Consider the following 9747-nt stretch of genomic DNA (forward strand, 5'->3'; position numbering starts at 1 on the left):
GCAGGAAGGCCCCCGCCAGCCGGGCGGAGATTTCGGAACTATCATCGTCTACAATGGCTATCGAGGCATTGTGAAATTCCTGCGCATTGCTCTGCGCATGGGCAATCACCGCCAACGAAAACGAATAGATCACCAGCCCCAGCAGCACCCAGTCGCGAAAAAAACTGCGCAATTCCTTCGTGCCGAGCCAGAAGATGTTGGAGAGCGTCTGCATCACTTCTCCTGTTTGCGCAACAGCAACAGGCTGAGCAAGGTCAAGGCCGGAACGAATAAAACCAATTGCGCGAGATAAATCGTCAGATCGGCAAAGCCCAACCCCTTGGTGAAGGCGCCGACGCTGATCGGCAGGTAATAGGTCATCGGAAACAGCCGCCCCATCACCCGCCCCATGCCGGTGATCGAGGAAACCGGCGTGCTCATGCCGGCGAACATCGTGGCGGGCAGGATGGTCAATATGACCGTGCCGAACAATGCCGCGATCTGGGTGCGGGCGAAGGCCGAAACCACCATGCCATAGCCGGTGGTGGCCGTGACATAGACCAGCGAGCCGAGCGCCAGAATGGCGAACCCCCCTTTTAGCGGCACTTTGAAAATGAAGATCGCCATCAGAAACATCACGACGAAATCGACCATCGCCAGCGCAATATAGGGAATTTGCTTGCCGAGCAGGAATTCGAGCCGCGTCACCGGGGTGACATAGAGATTGACGATCGAGCCCAGTTCCTTCTCCCGTACGATGGCGAGCGCCATCAGAATGGCAGGGATCAGCGCCAGTTGCAGGGCGATCGAACCGGGAACCATGGCGTAGATGGAGTCAAAGTCCTGATTATAGCGAAAGCGCGTCTCGATCGCCGCCGGGGCCGGCGTTGGGGCCGAGGAACCCGACAGCCCGCGAATCGCCGGATCGGCGAGAAATTGCTGGTGGACGCCTTGCAAATAGCCGTGGATGGTTTCCGCGCGAAACGGCATTGCGCCGTCGATCCATGCCGCAACCTCGGTCGGGCGGCCCCTTTTGATGTCGCGGCCAAAGCCCGGCGGAATTTCGATGGTGGCGCTGACCGCGCCGCTTTTCAGGCGGTCGAGCAGATCGGCGGAATTTTCGATCGGCGGCTTTTCGATGAAATAGGCCGAGCCGCGCAATTCGCTCAGATAGGCGCGGCTGAGGAAGGAATTGTCGCGGTCGAGCGCCGCATAGGTCAGCGAATCGACGTCCGTGGTGATGCCGAAGCCGAGCACCAACAGCAGCACCGCCGGGCCGAACAAGGCATAGCCGAGCCGGATCGGATCGCGCGAAAGTTCGAGGATTTCACGGATCGTATAGGCCATCAGGCGGCGGAAGCTGAAGCGGGGATTGCTTATGGGCGCCGGCTGCGGCGGCTTCGCCCTGGCGATAATGATTTCGCGCGGAAAATCCCCCGCCGCCTGCCGCGACGCGGCCGCCTCCAGCAGAAAGGCGATGAAGGCTTCTTCGAGCGTCTGGGCGCCGCGCATCTTCGTCAGTTGGGTTGGCGTGCCGGTGGCGAGGATTTTGCCGGAATCCATCAAGGAGATGCGGTCACAGCGCGCCGCTTCGTTCATGAAATGGGTAGAGATGAAAATGGTGACGCCCTGCTGGCGCGACAATTCGATCAGCAGCCGCCAGAATTCGTCGCGGGCGATCAAATCGACGCCGGACGTCGGTTCGTCGAGGATCAACAGGTCCGGGCTGTGAACCACCGACACGGCCAGCGCCAGCCGTTGCCTTATGCCCAGCGGCAGGTCGGAGGCAAGCGTGTCGGCGAAGGGCTTCAGCCCGAAACGGTCGAGGAGATCGGCGATGCGGTTTTGGGCTTGTTCGCGCGGCAGTTGGAACAGCCGGGCGTGCAGATCGAGATTCTGCATCACCGTCAGTTCGGTATAGAGCGAGAAGCTCTGCGACATGTAGCCGACGCGCCGGCGCGACGCCATGCCGCCGGCCTCCATGGTCCGGCCGAATAATTCGGCCTTCCCCTCGGTGGCCGGCAACAGGCCGGTCAGCATTTTCATCGTCGTGGTCTTGCCGCAGCCGTTCGAGCCGACAAAGCCGAAAATCTCGCCCCGGCCAATGTCGAGATCGATATGATCGACGGCGGTGAAGGCGCCGAAGCGGCAGGTCAGCCCACGCGCGGAAATCACCGGCGCCTCGCCATGGTCCTGGCGCGGGGGAATGACCAGTTTGGCCGCGCGCCGGCGCTCCTCTTCCGGCAAAACCGAAATGAACGCTTCCTCGATGCTGTCGGCGCCGGTTTGCGCCTTGAATTGCGCCGGAGAGCCGGTCGCCAGCACTTTTCCGGCGTTCATCGCGACTAGAAAGTCGAAACGCTCCGCCTCTTCCATATAGGCGGTGGCGACGATCACGCTCATCGACGGCTCCGCGCCCGGCGCGGCGCCGGCGCCAAAACGCATCCGGTCGACCAGTTCCCAGAACTGGCGGCGCGACAGCGGATCGACGCCGGTGGTCGGTTCGTCGAGGATCAGCAATTGCGGATCGTGGATCAGCGAACAGCACAGGCCGAGCTTCTGCCTCATGCCGCCGGAGAGCATTTGCGCCGGACGGCCGGAGAACGGCAAAAGCCCGGTGTCGCACATCAGGCTTTCCGCACGCTCCCGTCCCTCCTCCCGGCTCTGGCCGTAGAGCCGCGAAAAAAAGCGGATGTTTTCCGCCACCGTGAGGTCGGGATAGAGATTCTTGCCCAACCCTTGCGGCATATAGGCGATGCGCGGACAGACGGCGGCGCGCCAGCGAGGGTCGCCAATGTCGCCGCCGAGCACTTGCGCGCCGCCCTGTTGCAGCGCCTTGGCGCCCGCGAGCAGGGCGAGCAGGGTCGATTTGCCGACACCGTCCGGCCCGACCAGTCCGATGATCCGTCCGGCTGGCAGATCGAGCGTCACGCCGTCGAGCGCCGCCACGCGCCCGTAGTCATGGCGCAGATGCAACAGCCGGACGACAGGCGCCGCCTGCGGAACGGTCACTCTTTTTTCCCCTGCCCTGCTTCCGGGCCTGCTCCGGTCTGGCCTTGCAGCGCCGGCGTCCAGGCGGCGTCGGGGTCGGTCTTGATATAGGCCGCGCCGGGCAGGCCGCTGCGCACGGAATCGGCGTGGGCCTTAGACCGCGCCGGGTCGATGCGCACCCTGACGCGAAACATCAGCTTGTCGCGGTCGTGTTTGGTCTCGACCATCTTGGGAGTGAACTGCGCCCGTTCAGCCAAAAACGATACTTTGGCCGGGATCGGCCTGTCGGGATAGGCGTCGACCACAATGCGCGCGTCCGAGCCGATCTTGACCTTGTCGGCGGCAAGCGTCGGCAGGTAGACGTCCATATAGACATACGACGTGTCGAGCATGGTGAAGACCTTGCCGCCGGCGGGCAGAACTTCGCCGATATTGGCGATGCGATATTCGATTCGGCCGTCGCGCGGCGCCACCAGTGTATTGTCGGCAATATTGACGCGGGTGAGCTCGGCGTCATGGCGCGCGGCGATCAGGGCCTTTTCCGCCTCGCCGATGCGATGCTCGGCAGCGGCCTGCGCGGCGCGGGCGGCGTCGAGCGCCTGACGGCGCTGGTCGAGCAGTTCATGGGTGGCGTAGCCGGATTTCAGCAGGTTTTCGGTGCGCGCCAATTGCTGCTGGGCGAGCAAGGCGGCGCTCTGGCTCTGAACGAGATTGGCGCGGGCTTCATCGATCAGCTTTTGCGCCTGATCGACCTGGGCCTCGCCGCGCTTGAGGCTTTGCTCCATGTCGCGCACGTCCATTACCGCCACCACCTGCCCGGCGACGACCTTGTCGCCCTCGTCGGCGCGCAATTGCGCGATTCGTCCGGCGAATTTGGCGGCGATGTCGATCGGGTCGGCTTCGAGCCGGCCATTGCCATAGACGATCCAAGCCGGAATGGCCGGCGCGCGATGGGCCTGCCAGAACAGGTAGCCCGCGCCGCCGCCGATCAGGGCGAGGATCGCCAGGCGACGCGTCCAGATCGCCGTTTTGCTTGCCGGCTTGTGCTCGACAATCGCCGGCGCGTTCTCGGGCCTGACTTCAGCCTGGGCCTGCGTCGCGGGTAGTTGCGGCGCCGGCGCGGCCGACACTTTATCCTGTAGCGGGGCGGCGTCGCCCTTTTCGGTCTCGCTCATCGCGTAACCCCGTTTTCCGGTCTTGCCAAAACATCGACGCCCGCCCCATTTAACGGCCCGGATCCGGCGCTATTGCGGCGGGAAAGGAAATTTGCCGCAGCTTCGGCCTTGCCGCTGGCGTCCTTATAACAGAGACTGGCGCCGGCAAGCGATAAAACGCCGGCATCAGCGCGCGCTTTTTCCCGGCGAAGGGTCCAGGGGAGCAAAGCCTGCGGGAGGAACCCTTTGCCCGATCTGGAAAAAGTCGTCCACGAAATCGCCGAGGAAATGCGCGCCTATGAGGATCGCGGCCGTGTCGCGAGCTATATTCCGGAACTGGCGCGCGTCGATCCGAAAAATTTCGGCATTGCGGTCATCGCCGCCGATGGAACCCTCGCCGCGGGCGGAGATTGCGACAGGCCTTTCTCGATCCAGAGCATTTCGAAGGTTTTCACGCTCACGCTGGCGCTCGGCAAGGCCGGCGACCGGCTCTGGACCCGCGTCGGGCGCGAACCCTCGGGCAATCCGTTCAACTCCATCATTCAGCTCGAACTGGAGAACGGCGTGCCGCGCAATCCCTTCATCAACGCCGGCGCCATCGCCGTCACCGACGTGATCTTGTCGGGACACGCCCCGCGCTCGGAACTTGGCGAAATCCTGCGCTTCGTGCGCGAGGCGGCCGGCGACGACACCATTTATATCGACGAACATGTGGCGCAATCGGAGAAGCGAACCGGCTACCGCAACATCGCGCTGGCCAATTTCCTGAAAAGCTTCGGCATGCTTGAAAACCCGGTCGAAAATGTGGTCGGGACCTATTTCCACCATTGCGCCATCGCCATGACCTGCCGGCAACTCGCCGTCGCCGGGCGCTATCTCGCCCATTCGGGACGAAATCCGGGCACCGGCTATAATATCGTTTCGGCGGAGCGGGCGAGGCGAATCAATGCGTTGATGCTGACCTGCGGCCATTATGACGGCTCCGGCGAATTCGCCTTTCGCGTCGGCCTGCCCGGCAAGAGCGGCGTCGGCGGCGGCATTCTCGCCGTTGCGCCGGGTCAGGCGTCGATCGCCGTCTGGTCGCCCGGACTCGACGAGGCCGGCAATTCGAAGCTCGGCCGGATCGCGCTGGAAAAACTCGCGCAGCGCATGAAATGGTCGATTTTCGGCGAGTAGGCGAGCGAACCGGTCGGGCCGTCCCCGGCCGGGCTGCGCGCGGATCGGGCGGCAAGCGCCAAAGCTTGCATTGAATGAAACGCCCGCTCATGCTTTATGCGCTGGAATCGGCGCGGCGATCACAGAATGGCCGCGATTATTGGGCCTTGTGGCCTCAATTCCTCGTCTCGCCCGGTTTGGAGCTTGTTTCGATGCGCACTCTTTTTCTTCAGGCGCCTTCCTTCGACGGATTCGACGGCGGCGCGGGTTCGCGTTATCAGGCGCGGCGCGAAATCGCCTCCTACTGGTATCCGACATGGCTGGCGCAGCCCGCCGCGCTGGTCGAGAACTCGAAACTGATCGACGCGCCGCCGCACAAGATCAAGCTCGCCGAAGTCGTGGCCCAGGCCAGGAACTTCGATCTCGTCATCCTGCATACCTCCGTCCCCTCCTTCGCTTCCGACGTCAAATGCGTCGAGGCGCTGAAAGCAGCCAATCCGGCGCTCAAAGCCGGGCTGATCGGCGCCAAGGTCGCCGTGGACGCCGACGGCAGCCTGAAAGCCGCGCCGGTAGTGGACTTCGTCGCCCGCAACGAATTCGACTTCACCGTCAAGGACGTCGCCGACGGCAAGGACTGGAAGGATATCCTTGGGCTGTCCTATCGCGACGCCGATGGCGCGATCCGGCACAACCCCGACCGGCCGATTCTCGAGGACATGGACTCCCTGCCCTTCGTGACGCCGGTCTACCAGCGCGATCTGCAAATCGAGAAATATTTCATCGGCTATTTGAAGCACCCCTACCTGTCGATCTATACCGGGCGCGGCTGCAAGTCGCGCTGCACCTTCTGCCTGTGGCCGCAGACCGTCGGCGGCCATCGCTACCGCACCCGCAGCGTCGCCCATGTCGTCGAGGAAATCGCCTGGGCGCAAAAGGCCTTCCCGCAGGTGAAGGAGTTCTTTTTCGATGACGACACCTTCACCGATGACCTGCCCCGCGCCGAAGCCATTGCGAAGGAACTCGGCAAACTCGGAGTCACCTGGTCGTGCAACGCCAAGGCCAACGTGCCCCGCGATTCGCTTAAAGTGATGCGCGACAATGGCTTGCGGCTGCTGCTGGTCGGCTATGAATCGGGTAACCAGCAGATCCTGCACAATATCAAGAAGGGCATGCTGATCGAGGTCGCCAAGCGCTTCGCCAAGGATTGCCGTGAACTCGGCATCGCCATTCATGGTACCTTCATCATGGGCCTGCCCGGCGAAACCCGCGAAACCATCCAGGAAACCATTCGCTTCGCCAAGGAGGTCAATCCGCACACCTTGCAGGTGTCGCTGGCCGCGCCCTATCCGGGCACCGTGCTTTACGATCAGGCCATCAAGAACGGCTGGCTCGACAAGGATCACGCCGAACTGGTGGACGAGAACGGCGTACAGATCGCGCCGTTGCAATATCCCGACTTGAGCCACAAGGAAATCTTCGATTCGGTCGAGACTTTCTATCGGCAATTCTACTTCCGTCCGCGCAAGATCGGTTCGATCGTCAATGAAATGGCGCGCGACCGCGACATGCTCAAGCGCCGGTTGCGCGAGGGCGTGGAGTTCTTCCAGTTCCTGCGCGAACGCAAGCAGGCCTGAAACATCCGCCCCGGAGCAAGGGCGACAATTTTATCTGGAGTTTTTGCAATGTTGCGACGCACCGCCGCCCTTTTCGCGGCCCTCCTCGTCCCCGTTGTGGCCCTTGCGGTCGAGCAGAAGCCGGCGGCGGCGCCGCCGCCGGTCAGTTCGGAGCCCCGCGTCACCACCGCGAGCTATGGCGACTGGCTATTGCGCTGCCAGCGGGTTGGCGAAACCGAAAAGGCCGTGCGCATCTGCGAGGTCGTGCTGACAATCCAGTCCAACGTCCAACAGCAGGGACCGATCGCCGAACTCGCCTTCGGCCGTCTGTCCAAGACCGATCCTTTTCGCGTCACCGCGCATCTGCCGACCAACATTGCCTTGCCGAGCGTCGTCAAATTCTCGTTTGGCGAAAAGGACCCGCGCCAGCTGGACCTCGCCTGGCGCAGTTGTGCTCCGGTCGGCTGTTTCGCCGACGGCGCGCTCGGTGAATTGCAATGGCGGGCCCTGCACGGCCTGACAGAACCCGGCGCGCTCGAATTCACCGATGCGGTCGGGCGCCCGGTCAAACTTCCGGTTTCCTTCCGGGGGCTCGCCCAGGCGATGGACGCTTTGGCGAAGGAGTGAGTTGGCCGGTCGGGACAGGCGCGGCCGGGCGTCAAGGGAGCGCCGCGCCGATGCCAGCAAAATCGGCGCGGGGCGTGGCCTTTGGCTGTCGGCCAAAAACTCATCCGCTACGTCAAGAATCGGCAGAGTCGGAGTGTGGCGCGGTTAGCTTTAGGTGGAGCCTATCTGTTGCCGCCTCTTTCGTCTGGCGGCGCCTCAATAGCTCGGCCATTGCTCCCGTTTCCACACCCCTCTCATCGAACCGGGCATGCAGATTTCCCGCACCCGGCTCTCGGACAAGACCTCACGCCTTCGTCCACGGCACGTCGCGCCCCCGGTAAGTCAGCCGTACGAGCCCGAAGTACCCGTAGAGGTGCGAGAGTGGGTAGCTCCCGCCCCTGGCGGCGCCTGACTTTATGCTTGGAGCGCAACCACCGGCGCAACCGCACAGCGGTGTAGTTGTCGAGCGCGCGATACGCCTTGCTGACCGAGCCTACGTTGAAGTAGTTCGCCCATCCGCGCAGCATGCGGTTCAACTTGTCCACCAGCTCTGTGGTCTCTTGCCATGTCCCCGCTCGATCGGTCAGCGCGTGGACTTTCTCGACCGCGCGCTTGATGCTTTTCTTCGATGGCCGTTGTGCCAGGCGCGCCTGGCCGGTCCCCATTGGAGACCTTCGCTAATGTGGGTCCAATCCATAAGTTTGTCGAAAAGCCGAAGTTCGGCGTTTTCGTCAGTCGGCGACTTTGCTGCCGTCTTCACGGATGACTTGGCCGACCCCAGGATGAGACAGGGTCGGCTCTTCCACACAGGAGGTGACCCGTTCGTCGTTCCACGGCGAAACCGCGCCCGGTTTGGCCAGCCTGGAGAAACCGCTCTTGGCGGCGACGAGTTCGCGCGCTTCCGCGGCGGTCGCGGCGCCGGCCCAGACATGCTCTTTTTCGACCGAATAGTTCCACGAGGGATCGTCCGTGGCGATTGGCGAGAGGCGATAGACTTTCATGTTGCGACTCCGTCGTGAAGGTTGGAAAAATTTTAAGGTATGATGAGAAGCGCGCTCAACGCCCGCCTCCGCGAGGACCCGCTCAATACTTCATGAACCGGGATCAGTGACGAAACGGGACAGGCGCGCCCACTTGTCCGCATCGCTGCGAGGAGGGTCCATCTATGTTGCTCATCGCAAATCCTCGGCTTTAATCCGCGTGCGAAAAACGGCTGAAATTCGGCGTGGCAAGCCTCAGCTTCAACCGCCTCCCTGACGCCTTCAATCTGCATTGTGCAAGGCGATTGTGAAACATAATCCTGCCTAAAATGGGCAGGCTCCGTCTATTTTTATCCGGCTCGCTCCGATGACGCAGAACGAGTTCTTCTTTTTTTTGCCAATCCGTCTTCGGCCATGAACCAAAAGGGCGCCCACTTTGCCGTCTCGGCAAAAGACGCCGCCCCTCCCCTCAGACTGGCGGCTTGGACGGAACCAGTTCCTTCGCGGTCGGCCTTGCCGGCATCCCGGCAATGGCCGGTTCGGCCGCGGTCACTTCGACGCCTTCAACAAAGCCAGTTCCGGGTCGCTCAATCGGTAAACCCATTCGATGGCAATCGAGCCGACGACGATCGCGGCGATTGCGACGGCCTGGATGACCGTCGACGGAACGGACACGAATTCCCAGATCGTGATCGCGAGCGCGGCGATGCACAGGAGGGCGGCGAGACCGGGGATGAAGCGGTTGGCGCCGGTCTCGCCGGCCAGACGGACGGCGGCAATGTTGAGCGCGGCGTAAACAAGAAGAAATCCGCCGCTTGTCGCCGAGGACATCGCTTCGATCGACACGAAATTGACCGCGGCGAGCGCAAGGGCGCCGATGACGATCAAACTGATGACCGATTTGCCATGCAGGCTGCGATGAAAGGCGGACGGCATTTCGTCGATGGTCGCGAGCTGCGGGGGCACATTTCGCGCCCCGAAATAATCGGCGTTGATCGCCGACGCCGAGGCGAGAACGGCGCCAACGGCCATGACGACGAAACCGGTCGGCCCAAGGAAGCTTTCGGCTGCGGCGGATATCGCGAAGTTCCTGGCCGAGACAAGGGCGGAAAAAGGCAAATGCCCGATACCCACGATGAAGGCCAGAGCGTAGATGACCATCGCGATGACCACGCAACCGAGGAAGGCGATCGGCAACGTCCGTTGCGGATTGACGATGTTGTCCGACACGTTGGCGATGAGTTCGAAGCCCTCATAGGCGAGAAAACC

The 9747-nt window shown here is 62.7% G+C and carries 7 protein-coding genes and 1 pseudogene; 3 read left to right on the forward strand and 5 right to left on the reverse strand.

Features of this window, described 5'->3' with window-relative positions; all coding sequences use genetic code 11:
* The 3 genes and pseudogenes from QZY01_RS03140 to QZY01_RS03150 all read right to left on the reverse strand — a co-directional run.
* Positions 1-214: pseudogene (locus QZY01_RS03140) on the reverse strand (ABC transporter permease); the annotation flags it as partial.
* Complete coding sequence (rbbA, locus tag QZY01_RS03145) at positions 214-2991, reverse strand: ribosome-associated ATPase/putative transporter RbbA (RefSeq protein ID WP_294533212.1); 2778 nt, start codon at positions 2989-2991, stop codon at positions 214-216. The gene rbbA and the pseudogene QZY01_RS03140, both read right to left, overlap by 1 nt.
* Positions 2988-4145, reverse strand: coding sequence for an HlyD family efflux transporter periplasmic adaptor subunit (locus tag QZY01_RS03150; RefSeq protein WP_294533215.1), 1158 nt, complete (start codon positions 4143-4145; stop codon positions 2988-2990). The genes rbbA and QZY01_RS03150 overlap by 4 nt, the downstream gene beginning before the upstream one ends.
* A gap of 225 nt (positions 4146-4370) precedes the next feature.
* Between QZY01_RS03150 and QZY01_RS03155 the strand changes: the two genes are divergently transcribed.
* From QZY01_RS03155 to QZY01_RS03165, 3 genes are all read left to right on the forward strand, one after another.
* Entirely contained in the window at positions 4371-5300 is a 930-nt protein-coding gene (locus QZY01_RS03155) for a glutaminase (RefSeq protein ID WP_294533216.1), read from the forward strand.
* 191 nt (positions 5301-5491) lie between these two features.
* A complete protein-coding gene (gene hpnJ / locus QZY01_RS03160; protein ID WP_294533219.1) occupies positions 5492-6913 on the forward strand; it encodes a hopanoid biosynthesis associated radical SAM protein HpnJ in 1422 nt (473 codons plus the stop codon).
* Positions 6914-6961: 48 nt separating this feature from the next.
* Positions 6962-7519 carry an invasion associated locus B family protein gene (locus QZY01_RS03165; RefSeq protein WP_294533222.1) on the forward strand — a complete coding sequence of 186 codons (558 nt, stop codon included), beginning with the start codon at positions 6962-6964 and terminating at the stop codon, positions 7517-7519.
* 710 nt (positions 7520-8229) lie between these two features.
* Here the strand turns inward: QZY01_RS03165 and QZY01_RS03170 are convergent.
* Positions 8230-8499, reverse strand: coding sequence for a hypothetical protein (locus QZY01_RS03170; RefSeq protein WP_294533224.1), 270 nt, complete (start codon positions 8497-8499; stop codon positions 8230-8232).
* 528 nt (positions 8500-9027) lie between these two features.
* On the reverse strand, positions 9028-9747 hold a 720-nt coding region (locus QZY01_RS03175), incomplete at its 5' end, for an amino acid permease (protein WP_294533227.1).

It is taken from the genome of uncultured Rhodoblastus sp. (assembly GCF_903903185.1).
Classification (GTDB): domain Bacteria; phylum Pseudomonadota; class Alphaproteobacteria; order Rhizobiales; family Beijerinckiaceae; genus Rhodoblastus.

Coding starts and splice junctions, on each gene's coding strand:
- QZY01_RS03150 (WP_294533215.1), bottom strand. CDS start 4,145: ATGAGCGAGACCGAAAAGGGCGACGCCGCCCCGCTACAGGATAAAGTG.
- QZY01_RS03170 (WP_294533224.1), bottom strand. CDS start 8,499: ATGAAAGTCTATCGCCTCTCGCCAATCGCCACGGACGATCCCTCGTGG.
- hpnJ (WP_294533219.1), top strand. CDS start 5,492: ATGCGCACTCTTTTTCTTCAGGCGCCTTCCTTCGACGGATTCGACGGC.
- QZY01_RS03165 (WP_294533222.1), top strand. CDS start 6,962: ATGTTGCGACGCACCGCCGCCCTTTTCGCGGCCCTCCTCGTCCCCGTT.